19 protein-coding genes are annotated in these 22524 nt (G+C 62.7%); 6 read left to right on the top strand and 13 right to left on the bottom strand.

Annotated features, from left to right (window positions below):
* Positions 1 to 106 precede the first annotated feature (106 nt).
* Positions 107 to 3547: a transcription-repair coupling factor gene (gene mfd / locus LRS11_RS13510; protein WP_260496919.1), complete on the top strand. Its 3441-nt coding sequence runs from the start codon at positions 107 to 109 to the stop codon at positions 3545 to 3547.
* Between the two features lie 12 nt (positions 3548 to 3559).
* Positions 3560 to 4084, top strand: coding sequence for a peptidoglycan binding protein CsiV (locus LRS11_RS13505; RefSeq protein ID WP_260493484.1), 525 nt, complete (start codon positions 3560 to 3562; stop codon positions 4082 to 4084).
* A gap of 57 nt (positions 4085 to 4141) precedes the next feature.
* On the opposite strand, the gene LRS11_RS13500 is transcribed toward LRS11_RS13505, so the two are convergent.
* The 4 genes from LRS11_RS13500 to LRS11_RS13485 are packed head-to-tail and all read right to left on the bottom strand — an operon-like array spanning position 4142 to position 7184.
* Positions 4142 to 4879 (bottom strand): S-methyl-5'-thioinosine phosphorylase, encoded by a 738-nt coding sequence (locus tag LRS11_RS13500; protein ID WP_260493483.1) that lies wholly within the window; start codon positions 4877 to 4879, stop codon positions 4142 to 4144.
* 11 nt (positions 4880 to 4890) lie between these two features.
* Complete coding sequence (gene nagZ, locus LRS11_RS13495; protein WP_260496918.1) at positions 4891 to 5889, bottom strand: beta-N-acetylhexosaminidase; 999 nt, start codon at positions 5887 to 5889, stop codon at positions 4891 to 4893.
* Between the two features lie 21 nt (positions 5890 to 5910).
* Positions 5911 to 6435, bottom strand: coding sequence for a L,D-transpeptidase (locus tag LRS11_RS13490; RefSeq protein WP_260493482.1), 525 nt, complete (start codon positions 6433 to 6435; stop codon positions 5911 to 5913).
* A gap of 44 nt (positions 6436 to 6479) precedes the next feature.
* Complete coding sequence (locus LRS11_RS13485; RefSeq protein ID WP_260493481.1) at positions 6480 to 7184, bottom strand: TetR/AcrR family transcriptional regulator; 705 nt, start codon at positions 7182 to 7184, stop codon at positions 6480 to 6482.
* A 242-nt stretch (positions 7185 to 7426) separates the two neighbouring features.
* On the opposite strand from LRS11_RS13485, the gene lexA reads away from it, so the two are divergent.
* Both lexA and sulA read left to right on the top strand, forming a co-directional pair.
* The gene (gene lexA / locus LRS11_RS13480) at positions 7427 to 8038 is read left to right on the top strand and encodes a transcriptional repressor LexA (RefSeq protein WP_160493274.1); all 612 of its coding nucleotides are present in this window, start codon (positions 7427 to 7429) and stop codon (positions 8036 to 8038) included.
* A gap of 33 nt (positions 8039 to 8071) precedes the next feature.
* Entirely contained in the window at positions 8072 to 8545 is a 474-nt protein-coding gene (gene sulA / locus LRS11_RS13475) for an SOS-induced cell division inhibitor SulA (protein WP_260493480.1), read from the top strand.
* Between the two features lie 111 nt (positions 8546 to 8656).
* Here the strand turns inward: sulA and LRS11_RS13470 are convergent, their stop codons facing one another.
* The 7 genes from LRS11_RS13470 to LRS11_RS13440 all read right to left on the bottom strand — a co-directional run bounded on the left by LRS11_RS13470 (position 8657) and on the right by LRS11_RS13440 (position 17009).
* Positions 8657 to 8890, bottom strand: a complete 234-nt coding sequence (locus LRS11_RS13470; protein WP_173205314.1) for a hypothetical protein — start codon at positions 8888 to 8890, stop codon at positions 8657 to 8659.
* A gap of 330 nt (positions 8891 to 9220) precedes the next feature.
* The gene (locus tag LRS11_RS13465; protein ID WP_260493479.1) at positions 9221 to 9739 is read right to left on the bottom strand and encodes a DUF6586 family protein; all 519 of its coding nucleotides are present in this window, start codon (positions 9737 to 9739) and stop codon (positions 9221 to 9223) included.
* 72 nt (positions 9740 to 9811) lie between these two features.
* Positions 9812 to 12421, bottom strand: coding sequence for a type I DNA topoisomerase (gene topA / locus LRS11_RS13460; RefSeq protein ID WP_260493478.1), 2610 nt, complete (start codon positions 12419 to 12421; stop codon positions 9812 to 9814).
* A gap of 102 nt (positions 12422 to 12523) precedes the next feature.
* Positions 12524 to 12760 (bottom strand): DUF1653 domain-containing protein, encoded by a 237-nt coding sequence (locus LRS11_RS13455; protein ID WP_173205307.1) that lies wholly within the window; start codon positions 12758 to 12760, stop codon positions 12524 to 12526.
* Between the two features lie 75 nt (positions 12761 to 12835).
* Positions 12836 to 14011, bottom strand: coding sequence for an acetyl-CoA C-acyltransferase FadA (gene fadA / locus LRS11_RS13450; protein WP_260493477.1), 1176 nt, complete (start codon positions 14009 to 14011; stop codon positions 12836 to 12838).
* A gap of 30 nt (positions 14012 to 14041) precedes the next feature.
* Complete coding sequence (gene fadB / locus LRS11_RS13445) at positions 14042 to 16189, bottom strand: fatty acid oxidation complex subunit alpha FadB (protein ID WP_260493476.1); 2148 nt, start codon at positions 16187 to 16189, stop codon at positions 14042 to 14044.
* 382 nt (positions 16190 to 16571) lie between these two features.
* A complete protein-coding gene (locus LRS11_RS13440) occupies positions 16572 to 17009 on the bottom strand; it encodes a hypothetical protein (protein ID WP_260493475.1) in 438 nt (145 codons plus the stop codon).
* 89 nt (positions 17010 to 17098) lie between these two features.
* On the opposite strand from LRS11_RS13440, the gene LRS11_RS13435 reads away from it, so the two are divergent.
* A complete protein-coding gene (locus LRS11_RS13435; protein WP_173205294.1) occupies positions 17099 to 17539 on the top strand; it encodes a universal stress protein in 441 nt (146 codons plus the stop codon).
* 20 nt (positions 17540 to 17559) lie between these two features.
* Here LRS11_RS13435 and LRS11_RS13430 read toward each other — a convergent pair whose 3' ends face one another.
* On the bottom strand, positions 17560 to 18246 hold the full coding sequence (locus tag LRS11_RS13430) for a DUF6901 family protein (protein ID WP_260493474.1): 687 nt from the start codon (positions 18244 to 18246) through the stop codon (positions 17560 to 17562).
* Positions 18247 to 18266: 20 nt separating this feature from the next.
* Positions 18267 to 20180, bottom strand: a complete 1914-nt coding sequence (locus LRS11_RS13425) for an ATP-binding cassette domain-containing protein (protein WP_260493473.1) — start codon at positions 20178 to 20180, stop codon at positions 18267 to 18269.
* Between the two features lie 185 nt (positions 20181 to 20365).
* Here LRS11_RS13425 and LRS11_RS13420 point away from each other — a divergent pair, with 185 nt between their 5' ends.
* Positions 20366 to 22294, top strand: coding sequence for a transglycosylase SLT domain-containing protein (locus tag LRS11_RS13420; protein ID WP_260493472.1), 1929 nt, complete (start codon positions 20366 to 20368; stop codon positions 22292 to 22294).
* Positions 22295 to 22524: the final 230 nt, after the last annotated feature.

Below are 22524 nucleotides of genomic sequence, written 5' to 3'. Positions count from 1 at the left end.
TTATGACGGCGCACGCGCGCCTGAGCAATGCGCGCCTGTCGCGACTGACAGCCGCTATCTCCCCTGGCTACAATCGCACGCTCGCCAATCTGGGGTTGCGTTGCCTGTGTCCGTCCTGCGCCTACCGAAACTACCCGCCGCCACTGGCAAGCAACACTGGGGCAACCTGCCCGGTGCCGCGCTGTCCCTGGCGATTGCCGAAGCCGCCAGCGCCGCCAAGCGCTTCACCCTGCTGCTGACCGCGGACAGCCAGAGCGCCGAACGCCTGCAGGAAGAGCTGGCGTTTTTCGCCCCGGAACTGCCGGTGCTGCACTTTCCCGACTGGGAAACCCTGCCCTACGACGTGTTTTCGCCGCACCAGGACATTATTTCCCAGCGCATCGCCGCACTCTACCGCCTGCCGCAGCTCAAGCACGGTGTGCTGGTGGTGCCGATCAGCACCGCCCTGCACCGCCTGGCGCCAACCCGCTTCCTGCTCGGCTCCGGGCTGGTGCTGGATGTCGGCCAGAAGCTGAATGTCGACGAAATGCGCGCGCGCCTGGAAGCCGCTGGCTACCGCTGCGTGGATACCGTCTATGAACACGGCGAATTCGCCGTGCGTGGTGCGCTGATCGACCTGTTCCCAATGGGCAGCGAAACGCCGTTCCGCATCGACCTGTTCGATGACGAGATCGAAACCCTGCGCACCTTCGACCCGGAAACCCAGCGCTCGGTGGACAAGGTCGAGTCGATCCGCCTGCTGCCGGCGCGCGAGTTCCCGCTGGACAAGAAATCCGTCACCGATTTCCGTGGGCGCTTCCGCGAGCGTTTCGACGTGGATTTCCGCCGCTGCCCGATCTATCAGGACTTGAGTACCGGCATCACCCCAGCCGGCATCGAGTACTACCTGCCGCTGTTCTTCGAAGACAGCGCCACCCTGTTCGACTACCTGCCGGCCGACACCCAGGTGTTTTCCCTGCCCGGCATCGAAAAGGCCGCCGAGCAGTTCTGGGTTGATGCGCGCAACCGCTATGAAGACCGCAAGGTCGACCCCGAGCGCCCGCTGCTGCCGCCGGCCGATCTGTTCCTGCCGGTGGACGACTGCTTCGGCCGCCTGAAGAACTGGCCACGAGTGGTCGCCGACCAGGCCGATATCGAAACCGGCGTCGGCCGCGAACGCTTCGATGCTCGCGCCCTGCCCGACCTAGCGATCCAGGCCAAGGCCAGCGAGCCGCTGGCGGCGCTGCGGCGCTTTATCGAGGAATACCCCGGCCGCGTGCTGTTCTGCGCCGAATCGGCCGGCCGGCGCGAAGTGCTGCTGGAGCTGCTCGCCCGCCTCAAACTGAAACCGGTTGAAGTCAGCGGCTGGCCGGAGTTCGCCGCCAGCACCTCGCGCCTGGGCATCTGCATCGCGCCGCTGGATGAAGGCCTGCTGCTCGACAACATCGCCCTAATCGCCGAGAGCCCGCTGTTCGGCCAGCGCGTGATGCAGCGCCGTCGCCGCGAGAAGTCGCGCGATGGCGGCGACAACGTGATCAAGAACCTCACCGAGCTGCGCGAAGGCTCGCCGGTGGTGCATATCGACCACGGTGTCGGCCGCTACCTGGGCCTGATCACCCTGGAAATCGACGGCCAGGCCGCCGAATTCCTCGCCCTGATGTACGCCGAGGAAGCCAAGCTCTACGTGCCGGTGGCCAGCCTGCACCTGATCGCCCGCTACACCGGCAGCGACGACGCTCTCGCCCCGCTGCATCGGCTCGGCTCCGAGACCTGGCAGAAGGCCAAGCGCAAGGCCGCCGAGCAAGTGCGCGATGTCGCCGCCGAGCTGCTGGATATCTACGCCCGCCGCGCCGCCCGCGAAGGCTATGCGTTCAAGGACCCGCTGGCCGATTACGCCACCTTCAGCGCCGGCTTCCCCTTCGAGGAAACCCCGGACCAGCAGACCACCATCGAAGCCGTACTGGCCGACATGCTCGCGCCCAAGCCGATGGACCGCCTGGTCTGCGGCGACGTCGGCTTCGGCAAGACCGAAGTGGCAATGCGCGCGGCCTTTATTGCCGTGCACAGCAGCCGCCAGGTGGCCGTACTGGTGCCGACCACCCTGCTCGCCCAGCAGCACTACAACAGCTTCCGCGACCGTTTCGCCGACTGGCCGGTGACGGTCGAGGTGATGAGCCGCTTCAAGTCGGCCAAGGAAGTCAACGAGGCGGTGGCCAAGCTGGCCGAAGGCAAGATCGACATCGTCATCGGCACCCACAAGCTGCTGCAGGACGATGTGCGCTTCAAGGACCTGGGCCTGTGCATCATCGACGAGGAGCACCGTTTCGGCGTACGCCAGAAGGAGCAGCTCAAGGCCCTGCGCAGCGAGGTGGACATCCTCACCCTGACCGCCACGCCGATTCCACGCACGCTGAACATGGCCGTGGCCGGCATGCGCGACCTGTCGATCATCGCCACCCCGCCGGCGCGCCGGCTGTCGGTGCGTACTTTCGTCATGGAGCAGAACAACCCGACGATCAAGGAAGCCCTGCTCCGTGAACTGTTGCGCGGCGGCCAGGTGTACTACCTGCACAACGATGTGAAGACCATCGAGAAGTGCGCCGCCGACCTGGCCGAGCTGGTGCCGGAAGCACGTATCGGCATCGGCCACGGGCAGATGCGCGAGCGCGAGCTGGAACAGGTGATGAGCGACTTCTACCACAAGCGCTTCAACGTGCTGATCGCCTCGACCATCATCGAAACCGGCATCGACGTGCCGAGCGCCAACACCATCATCATCGAGCGCGCCGACAAGTTCGGCCTGGCGCAATTACACCAGCTGCGCGGCCGCGTCGGCCGCAGCCACCACCAGGCATACGCCTACCTGCTGACCCCGCCGCGCAAGCAGATGACCGAAGACGCGCAGAAGCGCCTGGAGGCCATCAGCAACGCCCAGGACCTCGGCGCCGGCTTCGTCCTGGCCACCCACGACCTGGAAATCCGTGGCGCCGGAGAGCTGCTCGGCGACGGCCAGAGCGGGCAGATCCAGGCGGTCGGTTTCACCCTCTACATGGAAATGCTCGAACGTGCGGTCAAGGCCATCCGCAAGGGCGAGCAGCCCAACCTCGACCAGCCACTCGGTGGCGGCCCGGAGATCAACCTGCGGGTTCCCGCGCTGATCCCCGAGGACTACCTGCCGGACGTGCATGCGCGGCTAATCCTCTACAAACGCATCGCCAACGCCGCCGACGAGGATGGCCTGAAAGAGCTGCAGGTGGAGATGATCGACCGCTTCGGCCTGCTGCCCGACCCGACCAAGAATCTGGTGCGCATCACCCTGCTCAAACTGCAGGCGGAAAAGCTCGGGATCAAGAAGATCGATGCCGGCCCGCAAGGCGGACGCATCGAGTTCGCCGCCACTACCTGCGTCGATCCGCTGACGCTGATCAAGCTGATCCAGAGCCAGCCCAAGCGCTACAAGTTCGAAGGCGCAACGATGTTCAAGTTCCAGGTGCCGATGGAGCGCCCGGAAGAACGTTTCAATACCCTCGAAGCCCTGCTCGAGCGTCTACTCTCGCAATCTGTTTAAAGGACTGACCCCATGCGCGCATTCCGCCATTTCACCCTGCTGCTCTGCCTGCTGGCACCGTCGGCTTTCGCCGATGCGCTGTACCAGATCGAGGTCATCGTGTTCCGTCAGGCCGGCCAGCCGGTGGTCGCCAGCCAACCGGCGCCGGACGACTGGGCCGCAGGCGCCCAATCGCTTGCCGGCAACGAGCGCGGCATTGCCCTGGAAGACGTAGCGGCCAAGCTCAACCCGGGCAGCGGCTATCAGGTGCTGCTGCACAAGGCCTGGGCCCAGACCCTCGGCGCGATCCCCGGCAAGTCGGCGCTGAGCAGCGGCAACGAGCAGTTCGGCCACTACCCGGTGGAAGGCACCATCGCCCTCACCCTGCTGGAGCGCCTGGTCGATATCGACGCCGATATCTGGGTCAACCAGTTTGACGCCGACGCCCTGCTCACCGGCAGCGAGCGCATCAAGCAGCGCAGCCGCCTGAAGAATGGCGAGCTGACCTACCTCGATCACGGCAGCCTGGGCATGCTGGTGAAAGTCACGCCGCAGTAATCCCGGCCGAGAAAGCAAAAGCCCCGCAGTGCGGGGCTTTTTTCTACCCGCGAAAAACTACTCGCTCAGCACCCGCGCCAGCACTGCCTTGACCTTGCCAATGCCGTCGGCCAGGGCCTGCTCGATCTCAGCCATGGTGATGATGCCGCTGGACTTGCCGGCCGCCGGATTGACCACCAGCGCCAGACAGGCATAGGGCAGCTCCAGCTCACGGGCCAGAGCCGCCTCGGGCATGCCGGTCATGCCGACGATATCGCAGCCGTCGCGCTCCATGCGGGCAATCTCGGCCACGCTTTCCAGGCGCGGGCCCTGGGTGGCGCCGTACACCCCGTGACTGCTGTGCGCATGGCCCAGCGCCTGCAGGGCGTCGATTAGCTTGCCGCGCAGCGGTTCGTCATAGGGGTAACTGAAGTCGATGTGGGTGACGTGCTCGATGTCGCCGGCGAAGTAGGTGTGCTCGCGACCCCAGGTGTAATCGATGATCTGGTGCGCCACACAGAGGTGGCCGCTGCCCATGGCGGCATGAATGCCGCCGACCGCGTTGACCGCGATGATCGCCTCGGCGCCGGCCTGCTGCAGCGCCCAGAGGTTGGCGCGGTAGTTCACCTGGTGCGGCGGAATACGGTGCGGGTGACCGTGACGGGCGAGAAACAGCACCTCGCGCCCGGCGTACTCACCACGCTGAATGGCGGCCGAAGGGGCGCCATAGGGCGTGTCGAGCGACAGTTCTTCGCTCAGGGTCAGGCCTTCCAGTTGGGTCAGGCCGGTGCCGCCGATAATGGCGTAGACAGTCATACGTTTATCCTTTAATCGATCAGCTGCGCGGCGCGCAGGGCGGCCACGGCAGCCAGCCAGCGCGGCTGCTGGCGGTATTCGGTGCTGGCAAAGCCCTGCCCGCGCATGCGCGCCAGGCCCCTGGGCGGCTGCACCTGCAGGCGCTGCAGGGCGCTCAGGGCCAGCTCGGCGGCGCCGCGGTCGTTGCACACCAGGCCCATGTCGCAACCGGCACTCAGCGCCGCCTCGATGCGGCTGGCGGCATCGCCGACCACATGGGCGCCGGCCATGGACAGGTCGTCGCTGAAAATCACGCCCTGGAAACCCAGCTCACCACGCAGGATGTCCTGCAGCCAGCGCCGCGAGAAGCCGGCCGGCTGGTTGTCGACCTGCGGGTAGATGACATGAGCCGGCATCACCGCCGCCAGTTGCTGGCTGAGGCGCTGGAAGGGAATCAGGTCGTTGCTGCGGATCTGTTCCAGGCTGCGCTCATCCACCGGGATGGCCACGTGGGAGTCGGCCTCGGCCCAGCCATGCCCGGGGAAGTGTTTGCCGGTAGCGGCCATGCCGGCCGCCGCCATGCCACGGATGAAGGCACCGGCCAGCTTAGTTGCCAGCTCGGGATTACCCTCGAAGCTACGGCTACCCACCACCGCGCTGCGCTGGTGATCGAGATCCAGCACCGGGGCGAAGCTCAAGTCGAGGCCGACCGCCAGCACTTCCGTGGCCATCAACCAGCCGCATTGCTCGGCCAGGTACTCGGCGTTGTCGTTATCGGCCAGCGCGCGCATGGCTGGCAGACGCACGAAGCCCTGACGCAGGCGCTGCACGCGACCGCCTTCCTGATCCACCGCCAACAACAGATCCGGGCGCACGGCACGGATGGCCGCACTCAGCTCACACACCTGGCGCGGGTCTTCGATATTGCGGGCAAACAGGATCAGCCCGCCCACTTCGGGCTGGCGCAGGATCTGCCGGTCTTCGGCGGTCAGCCAGGTGCCATGCACGTCCAGCATCAGGGAGCCATACAGGGGAGTCTTCACGAATAGTCCTTAAACGAGATCGGCGGCCGCCCATGCGGGACACGGCGCCTCATCGATCAGTACCGCGCAGTGCAGCGGCACACGGGGGAAAAGTTGCAGCAGGTCGGCGTTGCGCAGGCGCACGCAGCCATGGGACAGCGGCACACCCAGCGGCTCGGTGTCCGGCGTACCGTGCAGGTAGATGTAGCGGCGAAAGGTATCGACGGCGCCCAGGCGATTGATGCCCGGCTCGCAGCCACTGAGCCAGAGAATGCGGGTGAGAATCCAGTCGCGACCGGGAAACTGCTGGTGCAACTCAGGGGACCAGACCTCACCGGTCCAACGGCGCCCGCGCAGAACAGCACCCAGCGGCAAGCCCTCACCGATCTTCGCCCGCACCTGATGACGGCCGCGTGGCGTGCAGTTGGAACCGCTGCGCTCCCCCGCCCCATTCAGCGCCGTGGAGACGGCCAGGCGCAGCAGCAAATGCCCGTCGGCAAAGCCGTACAGGCACTGATCAGCAATGGAAATATGCAGGAAATCGAGCGGGCACATGGGCGGCTAGCTTAGCCGATCAGCCCGCTCGGGCACAGCCGCAATCAGCCTTTCGCGGCGACCGCTACCTTGGCGCGCGGCTTTAGCTGAGCACTGGCCAGCGCTTCATCGTTGACCCCGGTCTCCGAGCGCATGCCTGCGGCGAGGAACGGCACCATCAGGCGCATGACCTGCTCAATCGAGGTATCCACACCGAAATCGTTCTCGGCGATGGCCCGCAGCGCCTTGATCCCGGACATGCTGAACGCCGCGGCGCCCAGCATGAAATGCACGCGCCAGAACAGCTCCAGCGGCGGTATGCGCGGCGCAGCCTCATGCAACAACACCAGGTAGCGACGGAACACCTTGCCGTACATGTCTTCCAGGTAACGCCGCAGGTGCCCCTGGCTCTGGCTGAACGCCAGACCCAGCAGGCGCATGAAGATGGACAAGTCGTTACCGCTGCGCGGTTTGACTGCCAGCGCCTGCTCTACCAGGATTTCCAGCAATTCTTCGAGGCTGGCCTTGCTCTCCGGCTTGCCCTGACGGCGATCCAGTTCCTTTTCCAGGCTGGCGCAGAAAGGGCCGAGGAAGCGCGAGAACACCGCCTGGATCAGCGCCTTCTTCGAGCCGAAGTGGTAGTTAACCGCCGCCAGATTGACCCCAGCTTTGCTGGTGATCAGGCGCAGAGAGGTCTCGGCGAAGCCTTTTTCCGCAAACAACTGCTCCGCAGCATCGAGAATGCGCTCGACTGTTTCTGACTGAGCCATGAAATATCCACCTGACAAACACTTGTTTGAAACATACGTTTCAGGCCGATGCCCTGTCAAGCCTCACAGGCCCTTTCATGGCTGACCAGTCACGCATTTAACCATAGAGCAGATTGGCAGAACCTTGCGCAATGCCGGCAAGCGGCAGAAATGGCCACACTGCCCTGAGCAAAAAAGACTGTTGCCAGACCAATATCACTGTATATAATCACAGCAACTGTATAAACAGACAGACCACCATCATGCTCAAGCTCACGCCTCGCCAAGCTGAAATCCTCGCCTTCATCAAGCGCTGCCTGGAAGCCAACGGTTACCCGCCTACCCGTGCCGAAATCGCCCAGGAGCTGGGTTTCAAGTCGCCCAACGCCGCCGAGGAACATCTCAAGGCGCTGGCCCGCAAAGGCGCCATCGAGATGACCCCGGGCGCTTCGCGTGGCATCCGCATACCTGGCTACGAGCCGGAGGCGCAGGAAGAAGAAGGCCTGCCCATTATCGGCCGGGTTGCCGCCGGTGCACCGATCCTGGCCCAGCAGCATGTCGAAGAGTCCTGCCAGATCAATCCCGGCTTCTTCCATCCACGTGCCGATTACCTGCTACGGGTACGCGGCATGAGCATGAAGGACATCGGCATTTTCGACGGCGACCTGCTCGCCGTGCACACCACTCGCGAAGCCCGCAACGGCCAGATAGTAGTCGCCCGCATCGACGACGAGGTTACGGTCAAGCGCTTCCAGCGCAGCGGCAACAAGGTGCTGCTGATTGCCGAAAACCCCGAGTTCGCCCCGATCGAAGTGAATCTGGAAGAACAGGATCTGATCATCGAAGGTTTGAGTGTCGGTGTAATCCGTCGCTAACGTGATACGCCACTAGGCCGTAAGGAGAGCTTCATGCAGTTCCCGCAGTCGCTGAATCGTTCGCAACTTCCGCTGTTCGAAGCTTTCCTGGGCCAGAGCCTGGTTCCTCAACTCACCGATAGCGTTGAACTGCCCTCCTGGGCAGAAGAGTCAGAGCCCTTCAGCGAGCTATCGCTGTCTGGCTCGCTGAATCACTGCCGCCACCTGCTGGGCCCGGTACTGCGCGAACTGAGCCAGAATCAGGACGCCCGCTGGCTGACCCTTATCGCCCCACCCGCCGGCTTGACCAATGCCTGGCTGCGCAGTGCCGGTCTCAACCTGGATCGCTTGCTGGTGCTGCAGCCGCGCGCCGGACAGAACAGCTTCGATCTCGCCAGTGAAGCACTGCGCCTGGGCCGCAGCCACACCGTGATCAGCTGGATCAAACTGCAACCAGCTCAACGCCTGAGCCTGAGCTGCTCAGCCCGACTGGGCAGTGCACAGAGTCTGAATATTCGTCTGGATTGATTGGCCAGGGGCAGCTTGCCCCACCCGAAGTCTGTGGAAGATGTTTCTGTGCAAGAGGGTATTGCGCTAACGCTTGCCTGAAATGATCAAGCGTCACTCATGCGGGCTGGATCAGTGCAGCACCCGCGGCTGATCGTCATGCTCCATATCGCCTTCGGCAAGGCGCCCGGCCATTTGCACGCCGACATTGAGCATGGCCTTGGCCACTTCGACGTGTTGCCCCTGCAAAAAGGCTTTGGCATCGGCGGAGAAATCCAGGGTTACCAGGGTTTCCTCATCCTCGGCACGACGCAAGGCAATGCGGCCGTCAGGAAGCTCAACGATTTCCAGGAAGGATGTAGGCATAGCAAAATTCTCCAATCAGATGGGCAGTGTACCAGCCAAGGGAGAACCGCCCTAGCCCACCCATCCCTTAGAACCTGTTTGCGATCTCCTGACTCGCGGCCATACCGCGTTAAAAACGGCCTCCGCAAGCCGCTTGCGGCTAACGCGCTTCAGCGCGACCCGAAGGGCGAGTGAAACGAGTCATGCTCATTTACAGCTCGTAAACTGCGCTTCCTCGGCCGTTTGATTCGCTGGCGCTCACCCTTCGGGCCAGCCTGCGGCTGTTACTCCCGTTGGTCGTTTGGCCTTGCCTGGCTCTAATTCAGAAGATCGTAAACAGGTTCTTTGCACTCAGCACTCGCTGAGCGACTCGCGAAAGCGCAGGGCCAGCTGCTTAAGCTGCTGACGCCAGGCTTCCAGCTCTTCGCGCCCCAATTGCGGCACTTCTTCTTCGACACTGACCGCCTGGATCAGCGGCAAGGTAGGATCGACCTTGGCCGTCTTCGGCGCCAGTGGTGGCTGGAACAGCTTGGCGTAGGCCTGCAGCAGTTGCGCCAGCCAGGTTTCCGACTGCTGTGCCAGCTCGACCAGCTCGGCCAATTCAGGACTCGGCGCCGCCTGCAACACAGCCTGATTCAGCAACAACTCGGCACGCGGCACATTGGCTTCCGGCAGACGGTAGTAGCCGGCAATCTCATGGCACAGCCCGAGCAACGCGCCGTACAGATGGAATAGCGCAGCCTCACGTTCGGCCTGCACCTGCCCCTGGCCGTGCATGGACGCGCCCGCCTCGGCCTTGCGCAGGTTCTCCAGCGCCAGACCGGCGAAATAGATCTTCTGATTGGTGCGGGTATACAGCTCATGCGCCATGGCAAGGCCCTCCAAACTCATGCGGGGCAAATCACCCGCTGGCTCCAGCAGCCAGCGGGCAAGCAGGACGACTCAGCCCTTGCTTTCCACTTTCCACTTGCCGCCCGAGAAGAAGGCGCGCCAGCCGGTGGGCTTGCCGTCCACCTCGCTCTGCACATACTGCTCCTTGGTCTTGCGGCTGTAGCGGATAACCGCCGGACGGCCTTCCGGATCCTTCTTCGGCGCCTCCAGCAGGAAGTGATACTTGGGATCGATCTCGTCTTTATGCGGGATCAGCTCCAGCACCAGCGGCGCACGGGTTTCGCGGTTCTTCGGGAACTGGCTGGCAGCCAGGAACAGGCCGGAAGCGCCGTCACGCAGCACGTAGGTGTCGTTGACCTTCTCGCACTTGAGCTCGGGCATCTGCACCGCGTCCATCTTCGGCGGCGCCGCCTCGCCGCTGCGCAGCAGCTTGCGGGTGTTCTTGCAGGTGCTGTTGGTGCAACCGAAGAACTTGCCGAAACGACCGGTCTTCAACTGCATCTCACTGCCACACTTGTCGCACTCCAGGCTCGGCCCTTCGTAGCCCTTGATGCGGTACTGGCCCTGTTCGATCTCGTAACCTGAGCAATCCGGGTTGTTGCCGCAGATATGCAGCTTGCGGGTTTCATCCAGCAGGTAGGCATCCATCGCGGTGGCGCAGATCGGGCAACGGTGCTTGTTCAGCAGCACACGCGACTCGGACTCACCTTCGTCATCGGCGGCGATTTCGTCGCCCGGAATCAGGTTGATGGTGGCCTTGCAGCGTTCTTTCGGCGGCAGGGCGTAGCCGGAGCAGCCGAGGAACACGCCGGTGGAGGCGGTACGGATCATCATCGGCCGCCCGCAATCGCGGCAGGCGATATCGGTCAGGGTCGGCTGGTTGGCACGCATGCCGCTGTCGGCCACTTCCGCCACTTCCAGCTTCTTCTTGAAGTCGCCGTAGAAATCGTCAAGCACGTGCTTCCAGTCGCGCTCACCCTGGGCCACGTCATCCAGATGCTCTTCCATGCCGGCGGTAAAGCCGTAGTCCATCAGGTTGGAGAAGCTTTCGTTGAGGCGCTCGGTGACGATATCACCCATCTTCTCGGCGTAGAAGCGACGGTTCTGCACCGCCACGTAGCCACGCTCCTGGATGGTCGAGATGATCGCCGCGTAGGTCGACGGACGACCGATACCGCGCTTCTCCAGCTCCTTGACCAGGCTAGCTTCGGAGAAGCGTGCCGGCGGTTTGGTGAAGTGCTGGCTGGGGTCGAGCTTGATCAGCTTGAGCGCCTCGCCCTCGTTCATATCCGGCAGTACGTCGTCTTCGCCGGGTTTGCTCTGCTGCGGCTGCGCCTTGGTGTAACCGTCGAACTTGAGGATACGGCCCTTAGCGCGCAGCTCGAAGGTGCCGGCGGCCACGGTGACGCTGGTCGACAGGTATTCGGCTGGCGGCATCTGGCAGGCGACGAACTGGCGCCAGATCAGCTCGTAGAGGCGCTCAGCGTCGCGCTCCATGCCGGAAATCTGGGTCGGACGCAGGTTGACGTCGGACGGACGGATCGCTTCGTGCGCCTCCTGGGCGCCCTCCTTGCTCGAATAGACATTCGGCTTGGCCGGCAGGTACTTCTTGCCGTACTCGCTCTCGATGAAGCCACGCACCATCTCCACGGCATCGGCCGAGAGGTTGGTCGAGTCGGTACGCATATAGGTGATGTAGCCAGCCTCATACAGACGCTGGGCCATCATCATGGTCTTCTTCACGCCGAAACCGAGGCGGTTGCTCGCCGCCTGCTGCAGGGTCGACGTGATGTACGGCGCCGACGGCTTGCTGCTGGTCGGTCGGTCTTCACGCTTGGCGATGCTGTAGGCGGACGACTTGAGCTTTTCCAGCGCGGCCATGGCCTGCGCTTCATTGACCGGCTTGAAGGCTTCGCCCTTCTCGCGGACCACCTCGAAACGCACGGTGGCGGCCTTGGCGGTGCCGAGGTCGGCATGCAGCTCCCAGTATTCTTCCGGGACGAAGGCGCGGATTTCTTTCTCGCGCTCGACCACCAGCTTCACCGCCACCGACTGCACGCGGCCGGCGGACAGGCCACGGGCAATCTTCTGCCACAGCAGCGGCGAGACCATGTAGCCCACCACGCGATCGAGGAAGCGCCGCGCCTGCTGGGCATTGACCCGGTTGATATCGAGCTCGCCGGGCTGGGAGAAGGCCTCCTGGATGGCCTTCTTGGTGATTTCGTTGAACACCACGCGCTTGTAGCGGCTGTCATCACCACCGATGGCTTCGCGCAGGTGCCAGGCAATGGCTTCCCCCTCGCGATCCAAGTCGGTTGCGAGATAGATGGTGTCGGCATCCTTGGCCAGGCGGCGCAGCTCCTCGATCACCTTTTCCTTGCCGGGGAGGATCTCGTACTTGGCCTTCCAGCCATGTTCCGGATCGACGCCCATGCGCGACACCAGCTGACGCTTGGCCTTTTCCTTGGGCGACAGTGCCGGCGCCTCGCCCGCGGCAGCCTTGCCGCGCTTGACGGGCTCCTTGGCGCTACTGGCCGAACCGCTGGTAGGCAGGTCACGGATATGGCCGATGCTCGACTTCACCACGTACTGGTTGCCCAGGTACTTGTTGATGGTCTTGGCCTTGGCCGGGGATTCCACGATGACCAGCGATTTGCCCATGGATTGGAAAATTCCTGAATTCTGAGAGTAAAAGCGGGCGGCGCCGCTAAAGGCACCGCTATATATAGTGGCCGTCGAGGTGAGGTCAAGCGCGCTGCTTGCTCACTCCTTGGCGAAACGTGCCGGTTCGGCCTCGATCAAAGCAAAGCGCGGGACTGTCTCGCCGTCCACCTCGACCGTGCTACAGAACATCTCCAGCGGCCTGACCCACAGGCCGAACTCACCGTACAGGGCCTGGTAAACCACCACATCCTCTTCCGTCTCGGAATGCCGGGCGACACCGAACACACGGTATTGCGGGCCCTTGTAGTGACGGTACAAGCCGGGTTGCAGTTGCATGATTCGACTCCCGCAGCGGGTTACCCAAAAACAAAAACCGGGGCACAGGGCCCCGGTTCTTCCATCTCGAAACGCTTAGACGCGTTCGAAGACGGTGGTGATGCCCTGGCCGAGGCCAATGCACATGGTCGATACACCGAGGGTGCCGCCATTCTGCTTCATCACGTTCAGCAGGGTACCGGAGATACGCGCACCGGAGCAGCCGAACGGGTGGCCCAGAGCGATGGCGCCGCCGTGCAGGTTAACCTTCTGCTCCATCTTGTCGAGGAGTTTCAGGTCTTTCAGCACAGGCAGGGCCTGGGCGGCGAAGGCTTCGTTGAGTTCAACGAAGTCGATGTCGTCCATGGTCAGACCGGCACGCTTGAGGGCTTTCTGAGTCGACGGCACCGGGCCGTAACCCATGATCGCCGGATCGACACCGTGTACGGCCATGCCACGCACCACGGCCAGCGGCTGGATGCCGAGGTCCTGGGCGCGCTGGGCGGACATGACGATCATGCAGGAAGCGCCGTCGGTGATCTGCGAGGAAGTACCCGCAGTCACGGTGCCGCCTTTCGGGTTGAACGCCGGCCTCAGTGCAGCCAGGCTTTCCAGGGTGGTTTCCGGACGAATGGTTTCGTCGAAGTCGAACACCTTCAGGAAGCCGTTCTCGTCGTAGCCTTGCATCGGGATGATTTCATCCTTGAACTTGCCTTCGACGGTGGCCTTGTGGGCCAGGCGGTGCGAACGCTCACCGAACGCATCCTGCTGCTCGCGGCTGATGCCGTGCATCTTGCCGAGCATTTCAGCGGTCAGACCCATCATGCCCGACGCCTTGGCAGCGTACAGGGACAGGTGCGGGTTCGGATCGACGCCGTGCATCATGCTGACGTGGCCCATGTGCTCCACGCCGCCAACCACGAACACGTCGCCGTTGCCGGTCTGGATCGCCTGCACGGCAGTGTGCAGGGCGCTCATGGAGGAACCACACAGGCGGCTCACGGTTTGCGCAGCGCTGGTGTGCGGGATCGGGGTCATCAGCGACGCCATGCGCGCGATGTTCCAGCCCTGCTCCAGGGTCTGGTTGACGCAGCCCCAGATCACGTCTTCGACTTCAGCCGGGTCCAGCTTGGTGTTGCGGGCCAGGACGCCGCTGATCAGGTGTGCCGACATGGTCTCGGCACGGGTGTTGCGGTGCATGCCACCTTTGGAACGACCCATCGGGGTACGGCCGAAGTCGACAATGACTGCGTCTCTCGGATTCAGGCTCATATCTCTACTCTCGCTCTGATCGTTGCGCGATTAACCGAAAAACTTCTGGCCGTTTTTGGCCATTTCGCGAAGTTTGGCGGTCGGGTAGTACAGCGCGCCCAGGTCGGCATATTTGTCAGCCAGGGCCACGAATTCGGCTACACCGATGGAGTCGATGTAACGCAGTGCACCACCACGGAAGGGCGGGAAGCCGATGCCGTAGATCAGGCCCATATCGGCCTCGGCAGCGGTTTCAACGATGCCGTCTTCCAGGCAACGAACGGTTTCCAGGCACAGCGGGATCATCATGAAGTTGATGATGTCTTCGTCAGTTACTTCACGCTGCTCGGTCACGATGGACTTGAGCAGGTCGTAGGCAACCGGGTCGGAAACTTTCTTCGGCTTGCCGCGCTTGTCCATTTCGTAGGAGTAGAAGCCTTTGCCGTTCTTCTGGCCCAGGCGATCTGCTTCATACATCACGTCAACCGCAGTACGGCCTTCAACAGCCATGCGATCCGGGAAGCCTTCAGCCATCACGTCACGGCCGTGGTGGCCAGTGTCGATACCGACCACGTCGGACAGGTACGCCGGGCCCATGGGCCAGCCGAACTTCTCCATGACCTTGTCGATACGCACGAAGTCGACACCGAAAGCCAGCAGCTTGGAGAAGCCACCGAAGTACGGGAACAGCACGCGGTTGACCAGGAAGCCCGGGCAGTCGTTGACCACGATCGGGCTCTTGCCCATCTTCTTGGCGTAGGCAACGGTGGTAGCCACGGCTACATCGCTGGACTTCTCGCCACGGATGACTTCAACCAGCGGCATCATGTGCACCGGGTTGAAGAAGTGCATGCCGACGAAGTTTTCCGGACGCTTGAGGGCCTTGGCCAGCAAGTTGATGGAAATGGTCGAGGTGTTGGAAGCCAGGATCGCGTCTTCGCGAACCACGCCTTCCACTTCGGCCAGAACGATCTGCTTGACCTTCGGGTTCTCGACTACGGCTTCAACGACGATGTCGACGTTACCGAAATCACCGTAGGACATGGTCGGACGAATGGCGGTGAGGGCTTCGGCCATCTTCGCCGGGGTCATGCGGCCTTTGGCAACGCGGTTGCCGAGCAGCTTGGAAGCCTCGGCCAGACCCATCTGGATACCCTCTTCGCGGATATCCTTCATCAGGATCGGGGTGCCCTTGGAAGCGGACTGGTAGGCGATACCGCCACCCATGATGCCCGCGCCTAGTACGGCGGCCAGTTTCACGTCACGCGCGATTTCGTCGTACTGCTTGGCTTTCTTCTTCAGTTCCTGGTCGTTCAGGAACAGACCGATCAGGCTTTCCGCAACCGAAGTCTTGGCCAGCTTGACGAAGCCAGCGGCTTCCACTTCCAGCGCCTTGTCGCGACCGAAGTTGGCGGCTTTCTGGATGGTCTTGATCGCTTCGACCGGTGCCGGGTAGTTCGGGCCGGCCTGGCCAGCAACGAAACCTTTGGCGGTTTCGAAGGACATCATCTGCTCAATGGCGTTGAGCTTGATCTTTTCCAGCTTGGGCTGACGCTTGGCCTTGTAGTCCAGCTCGCCGGAGATGGCGCGCTTGATCAGGTCCAGGGCAGCTTCCTGCAGTTTGGCCGGAGCGACGACAGCGTCGACCGCGCCTACTTTCAGAGCATCGGCAGCTTTGGCTTCCTTGCTGGAAGCGATCCACTCGATGGCGTTGTCGGTGCCGATCACGCGCGGCAGGCGCACGGTGCCACCGAAGCCCGGGTAGATACCCAGTTTGACTTCCGGCAGGCCAACCTTGGCGGTTTCTGCAGCAACACGGTAGTCAGCGGCCAGGCACATTTCGAAACCGCCACCCAGGGCGATGCCGTTGATGGCCACTACGGTCGGCACATCGAGGTCTTCGAAGTCGCTGAAGATCTTGTTGGCTTCGAGGTTGCCGGCTACCAGCTCTTCGTCGGGCAACTTGAAGTTATCGACGAACTCGGTGATGTCGGCACCGACGATGAACACGTCTTTGCCGCTGGTAACGATTACGCCCTTGATCGAACCGTCAGCCTTGATGGCGTCTACGGACTGGCGCAACTCGCTCAGAGTGAGACGGTTGAACTTGTTAACGGACTCACCCTTGAGGTCGAAATTCAATTCGACGATGCCGCTCTCAAGAGCCTTAACCGTGATGGCTTTACCTTCGTAAATCATCAACTGATCTCCACGGTATGGAAGCTGAACAGTACACATCGGAGCCAACTAGCAGGCTTGCCCGCGGCGCAGCCGTCGAGCATAGCCGCAATCGGCTTGGCACACCCACCGATGCGATAATCGGGCTGTATAGGCGCTGCCGAGGTCGGCAAACACTCAATTCATACGCCCGTTTGACTTGGGTGCGCACACATTCTGTGAAAACCAGGCAATTGTCAATTGCCCGACACTGGTGCAGCAAATGAGCACAGCGTCACGCAATGACCAGAATCGACCTAAAAGCCACAAAACACTAGCGACACCCGCATTCCAGAGCACTTCGACGTTCTGATAAAGGACATTCACAGGGCAAATAATGCTACGGATAGCGGCACTAAACCTATCAGGCCAGCTTGGCTAATGCACCGGCGATTGCACCCAGCTCGACCTCGCCACCCCGCTCCCCCCAGTACAACGCAATCATCTGCGCCCCGGCCTCTACCTTGTAGACATCCGCTGGCAACTCGCGTAGGCATTCCTGCAACGCAGGGTCGCTACAAGGTTCGCGCCACTGGTTGAGCCACAGCCCCGGAGCGCTCTGCCAATAGCTCCAGCAATCGCTACGACCACTGCGCCGGGGCCGATGGTATTGGGCACAGCTGTGAGGCGGGCTGGACTCCAGCCAATGCGGCCACTCCTGCTGCGTCAGCTGCATGCCCAGCCCCAGACGACGCGCCGCCAGACGCTGGGCCATCTGCCCACTCTGCAGGCGCGAAGGGCGCAGCCAGACCAGCGGACTGAGCGCCATAGCAACCAGCAAAACCACGATCCACCAGGTCATATCTGTCACCCTGCGGCAAAAGCCTGTGTTATGAAGCAGGCAAGCCATACTGTTTATAAAAGGCTGCCTCAACCAAGGAGGAAACGCTCATGCCCTATCAGCACATTCTGATTGCCGTCGACCTGACCGAAGAATGCCACCCAGTGGTGGTTCGCGCCTTGGAGCTGGCGACCAGCAGCACGGCCAAGGCGTCCCTGGTGCATATCATCGAACCGATGGCGATGGCCTTTGGCGGTGACGTGCCGATGGATCTGTCGCTGCTGCAACAGCAGCAGTTCGACCAGGCCCGTGAGCGCCTGCAAAGCTTTGCCGGGCGTTACCCACAACTGGTCAGCGAACAGCGCCATCTTGTATACGGCCAACCGCGCCAGGAGATTCACCGCCTGGCGACGGAACAGGGCTGCGATCTGATCGTGGTCGGCAGCCATGGGCGCCACGGCCTGGCCCTGCTGCTCGGCTCAACGGCCAATGACGTGCTGCATGGTGCGCCATGCGACGTATTGGCCGTGCGCCTGAAGAAGCCGAGCTGAACCCCGGGCGCCGAGGCGCCCTATTCGATGGCGTCGCCGGCACTCATGACCAGCGGGCGGATCTTCTGCAGCTGCGTCTCCAGCGACACGGTCATGCTCGACGACATGGAGAAGAAGGTGAGGAAGGCCTTGAGGTTTGAATCACCTTCACAGACATCCAGAATCCGCTGCCAGAAGGCCTGATTGACCAGCTGCAACTGCTGGAACTGCTTGACCAACCCTTTAAGCTCCCAATCCGGGCGACGCCCCTCACGGAAGTTGAAATACTGGCGGGTCAGGTATAGGGAAATGGTGCGCAGGATGAACTCCTGACTGCTGGCGAACGGCAGGTGGTTGTGCGCCATCGGCTTCAGGCGTGCCAGCACCGGGCAGGCACTGGTCGCCATGATCACCCCGAGCAAGGAGCGCAAGCCCTCCTCCAAGCCGACCAGCTTGTTGTACTCGCGCTCCGGGGTACGCACCCAGACCTGCGCCTTCTTCACGGCCGGCAAGCCCTGGAAATCCTCGATCACTCGATGCAGATCGACGGCAGCCGGGCAGTGACTGAACTCGTCCTTGCTCAACGGGCAGTTGCTGCACTGGTTATGCTCCAGGCGCGTCCACTTGGGCATCGTTTCAGCACTCTGGGCATCGTACGGCCGGTCCAGCTCGATCCTGTAGCTGAACTGATGGTTGTCATCCAGGGTGATGCGGTACTCAATCGCCATGCGTCTCTCCGACAGGCTCTTCAGGCTTCCAGTTCGGCCCAACGCTCCAAGAGCTGGTCCAGTTCTTCTTGCAGGCTCTGCAGGCGATCCAGCACGGCCGCGGTGGTAACCGCCGGCTGCTGATAGAACGCCGGAGCGGCGATCTGCGCTTGGAGCTCTGCGAGCTGCTTTTCCAGGGCGTCGATCTGCCCGGGAATCGCTTCCAGCTCACGCTGCAGCTTGTAGCTGAGTTTCTTCTTGGCCGCCGGTACTTCCGCCGCGGGCTCCACTACCGGCGCAGCGGGTGCCACCGCGCTCAGTTCTGCTTTACCTGATTTGCTCTCACCAACACCGAGCAGACGTGGCGAACCGCCCTGGCGCAGCCAGTCCTGGTAACCGCCGACGTACTCGCGCACGCGCCCTTCGCCCTCGAACACCAGGGTGCTGGTCACCACGTTGTCGAGGAAGGCCCGGTCGTGGCTGACCATCAGCACGGTGCCCGGGAAATTCAACAGCACCTCTTCGAGCAACTCGAGGGTTTCCACGTCGAGGTCGTTGGTCGGTTCGTCCAGCACCAGCAGGTTGGCCGGTTTGCTGAACAGCTTGGCCAGCAACAGTCGTGCCCGCTCGCCACCCGACAGCGCCTTGACCGGGGTACGGGCACGCTGCGGGCTGAACAGGAAGTCGCCCAGATAGCTAAGCACATGGCGGTTCTGGCCATCGATGGTGATGAAGTCGCGACCCTCGGCGACGTTGTCGATCACCGTCTTTTCCGGCTCCAGCTGGTGACGCAATTGGTCGAAATACGCCACTTCCAGCTTGGTACCCACCTCGATCTTACCGCTGGTCGGCTGCAGATCGCCGAGCAACATCTTCAGCAGCGTGGTCTTGCCCGTACCGTTGGCGCCGAGCAGGCCGATGCGGTCGGAGCGCTGCAGAACGAAGGAGAAATCGTCGACCAGCTTGGGGCCGCCTGGGTGGGCGAAGCTGACGCTCTCCACCACCATCACCTGTTTGCCGGACTTGTCCGCGGTTTCCAGCTGGATATTGGCCTTGCCCTGGCGCTCACGCCGCTCGCTGCGCTCCTGGCGCATTTCCTTGAGTGCGCGCACGCGCCCTTCGTTGCGGGTGCGGCGGGCCTTGATGCCCTGGCGAATCCACACTTCTTCCTGGGCCAGACGCTTGTCGAACAGGGCATTGGCGGTTTCTTCCGCCGCCAGCTGCTGCTCCTTGTGCACCAGGAAGCTGGCGTAGTCGCCGTTCCAGTCGATCAAGCCGCCGCGATCCAGCTCGAGGATGCGCGTAGCCAGGTTCTGCAGGAAGGAGCGATCGTGGGTAATAAACAGAACCGCACCGTTGAAACCCAGCAGCGCTTCTTCCAGCCAGGCAATGGCGCCGATATCCAGGTGGTTGGTTGGTTCGTCGAGCAGCAGCAGATCGGGCTCGGAGACCAGCGCCTGGGCCAGCAGCACACGGCGACGCCAGCCACCGGAGAGCTCGGCCAGAGTCTTGTCGGCCGGTAGCTGCAGGCGGCTCAGGGTACTGTCGACCAGCTGCTGCAGGCGCCAGCCGTCCTTCGCCTCCAGCTCCTGCTGCACATGCATGAGCTGGTTGAGGTCTTCGTCAGTGTGGATGTTCTGGCTCAGGTGGTGATAACGGGCCAGCAACTCGCCGACCCCGGCCAGGCCCTCGGCCACCACATCGAATACCGTCCGCTCGTCGGCGCGCGGCAGCTCCTGCGGCAGTTCGCCGATTTTCAGCCCTGGCGCGCGCCAGATTTCGCCGTCATCGGCCATCTGATCGCCCTTGACCAGGCGCAGCATGCTCGACTTGCCGGTGCCGTTACGACCGATGATGCAGGCGCGCTCGCCACGGGCAATTTGCCAGGACACCTTGTCCAGCAGCGGCATGGCGCCGTAGGCCAGGGAAACTTCGGTGAACTTGAGCAGGGTCATGACGAGCGACTTCCAAAAAACCGGGGACGCATTCTAACTGAGTTGCCGGCAATCCATGCTGGCATTTATGCATCACACATCACGCTAACGCGGCGTGCTTTCACCGACATCGCGCAAAAGGCTAAGCTAGACATATTTGGTGCTCGGCGAAGCCTGCACCCTACTGTCTTCTGCCCGGAAGTGTCATGCGCCGTTCTCTGCTCAGCCTGTGTTCCTGCCTGCTTCTCTGCACCTTCAGCCTGCCCAGCGCCCATGCGGCCAGCCTGGCGCAACAACGCCAGATGTACGACGAGGCCAAGCGCGCCCTGGCCAAGGGCAACAAGGGCCCCTACCTGCGCTATGCCGATGCCCTGCGCGACTACCCGCTGGAACCTTATCTGGCCTATGACGAGCTGACCGCCCGGCTGAAATGGGCCAGCAATGAAGAAATCGAGAAATTTCTCACCGAGCATGGCGACCTGCCACAAGCCGGCTGGATGAAGCTGCGCTGGTTGCGCTGGCTGGCCGAACGCGGTGAATGGCAGACCTTCATCAATTACTACGATCCCAAGCTGAATTTCACCGAACTGGACTGCCTCTACGGCCAGTACCAGCTCAAGCACGGCATGAAGGCCGAAGGCAATGTCACCACCGAGAAGCTCTGGCTGGTCGGCAAATCCCAGCCGGAAGCCTGCGACGTACTCTTCAACATCTGGCGCGCCGACGGCCAACTGACCGAGGAGCGCCGCTGGAAACGCGCCAAACTGGCCGCCGAAGCGCGCAACTATGGCCTCGCCAGCTACCTGGTCAAAGGCCTGCCGAGCCTCGACAAGCAAGGCAAGCTGCTGGTCGAGGTGGCGCAAAAGCCGCTGCTGCTGACTCAGAGCGCCCGCTTCACCCCGGCCGACCGGGCCATGGCCGATGTCGTCGGCCTGGGTCTGCGCCGCCTGGCCCGCCAGGATCCGGAGAAGGCCCTGAGCCTGCTCGACGTCTACGCCGGCAAGATGAGTTTCTCCGACGATGAGAAAGTCGCCATCGCCCGCGAGATCGGCCTGACCCTGGCCAAGCGCTTCGACATGCGCGGCCTGGACGTGATGAGCAAGTACGATCCGCAGCTGCGCGACAACACCGTTTCCGAATGGCGCGCCCGCCTGCTGCTGCGCCACGGGCGCTGGGACGATGCCTACCAGCTGACCAGCCGCCTACCGGCCGATCTGGCCTCAACGCCCCGCTGGCGCTACTGGCAAGCACGCAGTCTGCAACTGGCGCAGCCGCAAAACCCGCAAGTGCAGGCCCTGTATCAGCCGCTGGCCAAGGAGCGTGACTTCTACGGCTTCCTCGCCGCCGACCGCATCGAATCGCCTTACAGCCTGAACAACAAGCCACTGGCCCTCGACCCGCAGTTGGTGCAGAAGGTCCGCAATACCGCCGGCATTCGCCGCGCCCTGGAGTTCCACGACCGTGGCCAGATCGTCGACGGGCGCCGCGAGTGGTATCACGTCAGTCGCCTGTTCAGCCGCGACGAATTGGTCGCCCAGGCCCGCCTGGCCTTCGATAAAGAGTGGTACTTCCCGGCCATCCGCACCATCAGCCAGGCGCAGTACTGGGACGACCTGGATATCCGCTTCCCGATGGCGCACAAAGCCAGCCTGACGCAACAGGCCAAGCTGCGCGGCCTGCATTCCAGCTGGGTGTTCGCCATCACCCGCCAGGAAAGCGCCTTCATGGCCGACGCCCGCTCACCGGTCGGCGCCATGGGCCTGATGCAGCTGATGCCGGCCACGGCCAAGGAAACCGCGCGCAAGTTCGGCATTGCCCTAGCTAACCCGCAGCAGGCCCTAGTGCCGGAGAAGAACATCCAGCTCGGCGCCGCCTACCTGAGCCAGGTGCACGGCCAGTTCAACGGCAACCGCGTGCTCGCCTCGGCTGCCTATAACGCCGGCCCGGGGCGCGTGCGCCAGTGGCTGCGCGGCGCCGACCACCTGGCCTTCGACGTGTGGGTGGAGAACATCCCGTTCGACGAAACCCGCCAGTACGTGCAGAACGTGCTGTCTTACTCGGTGATCTACGGACAGAAGCTCAACGCCCCCACACCGCTGGTGGACTGGCATGAACGCTTCTTCGACGATCAGTGAGAACCTGCCCATGAGCAGCTGCGCGTCGGAAAAACTGCGTTGAAGACAGCTTCGGAAAGTCACCTGTGACTAGCGCGCTTTAGCGCGACCCGCAGGGCGAGTGCAACGAGTCATGCTCATTGACACCAGTCAACTCCGCTTCCTCAGCTGTCTTCGCCTTGTTTTTCTCTAGCTCGCAAGCTCATGAACAGGTTCTAAAGCAAACAGAACCGTAGCCCGGATGCAATCCG

The sequence above is a fragment of the Pseudomonas sp. J452 genome (assembly GCF_024666525.1).
Lineage (GTDB): Bacteria > Pseudomonadota > Gammaproteobacteria > Pseudomonadales > Pseudomonadaceae > Aquipseudomonas.
The sequence above is the reverse complement of the archived record's forward strand: the minus strand, read 5'-3'. Positions and strand labels throughout refer to the sequence as shown.

What these genes read in the sequence shown, in the direction of transcription:
- LRS11_RS13505 (WP_260493484.1), top strand. Translation starts at nt 3,560, where the DNA reads ATGCGCGCATTCCGCCATTTCACCCTGCTGCTCTGCCTGCTGGCACCG.
- LRS11_RS13500 (WP_260493483.1), bottom strand. Translation starts at nt 4,879, where the DNA reads ATGACTGTCTACGCCATTATCGGCGGCACCGGCCTGACCCAACTGGAA.
- LRS11_RS13490 (WP_260493482.1), bottom strand. Translation starts at nt 6,435, where the DNA reads ATGTGCCCGCTCGATTTCCTGCATATTTCCATTGCTGATCAGTGCCTG.
- LRS11_RS13485 (WP_260493481.1), bottom strand. Translation starts at nt 7,184, where the DNA reads ATGGCTCAGTCAGAAACAGTCGAGCGCATTCTCGATGCTGCGGAGCAG.
- lexA (WP_160493274.1), top strand. Translation starts at nt 7,427, where the DNA reads ATGCTCAAGCTCACGCCTCGCCAAGCTGAAATCCTCGCCTTCATCAAG.
- sulA (WP_260493480.1), top strand. Translation starts at nt 8,072, where the DNA reads ATGCAGTTCCCGCAGTCGCTGAATCGTTCGCAACTTCCGCTGTTCGAA.
- LRS11_RS13470 (WP_173205314.1), bottom strand. Translation starts at nt 8,890, where the DNA reads ATGCCTACATCCTTCCTGGAAATCGTTGAGCTTCCTGACGGCCGCATT.
- LRS11_RS13465 (WP_260493479.1), bottom strand. Translation starts at nt 9,739, where the DNA reads ATGGCGCATGAGCTGTATACCCGCACCAATCAGAAGATCTATTTCGCC.
- topA (WP_260493478.1), bottom strand. Translation starts at nt 12,421, where the DNA reads ATGGGCAAATCGCTGGTCATCGTGGAATCCCCGGCCAAGGCCAAGACC.
- LRS11_RS13455 (WP_173205307.1), bottom strand. Translation starts at nt 12,760, where the DNA reads ATGCAACTGCAACCCGGCTTGTACCGTCACTACAAGGGCCCGCAATAC.
- fadA (WP_260493477.1), bottom strand. Translation starts at nt 14,011, where the DNA reads ATGAGCCTGAATCCGAGAGACGCAGTCATTGTCGACTTCGGCCGTACC.
- fadB (WP_260493476.1), bottom strand. Translation starts at nt 16,189, where the DNA reads ATGATTTACGAAGGTAAAGCCATCACGGTTAAGGCTCTTGAGAGCGGC.
- LRS11_RS13440 (WP_260493475.1), bottom strand. Translation starts at nt 17,009, where the DNA reads ATGACCTGGTGGATCGTGGTTTTGCTGGTTGCTATGGCGCTCAGTCCG.
- LRS11_RS13435 (WP_173205294.1), top strand. Translation starts at nt 17,099, where the DNA reads ATGCCCTATCAGCACATTCTGATTGCCGTCGACCTGACCGAAGAATGC.
- LRS11_RS13430 (WP_260493474.1), bottom strand. Translation starts at nt 18,246, where the DNA reads ATGGCGATTGAGTACCGCATCACCCTGGATGACAACCATCAGTTCAGC.
- LRS11_RS13425 (WP_260493473.1), bottom strand. Translation starts at nt 20,180, where the DNA reads ATGACCCTGCTCAAGTTCACCGAAGTTTCCCTGGCCTACGGCGCCATG.
- LRS11_RS13420 (WP_260493472.1), top strand. Translation starts at nt 20,366, where the DNA reads ATGCGCCGTTCTCTGCTCAGCCTGTGTTCCTGCCTGCTTCTCTGCACC.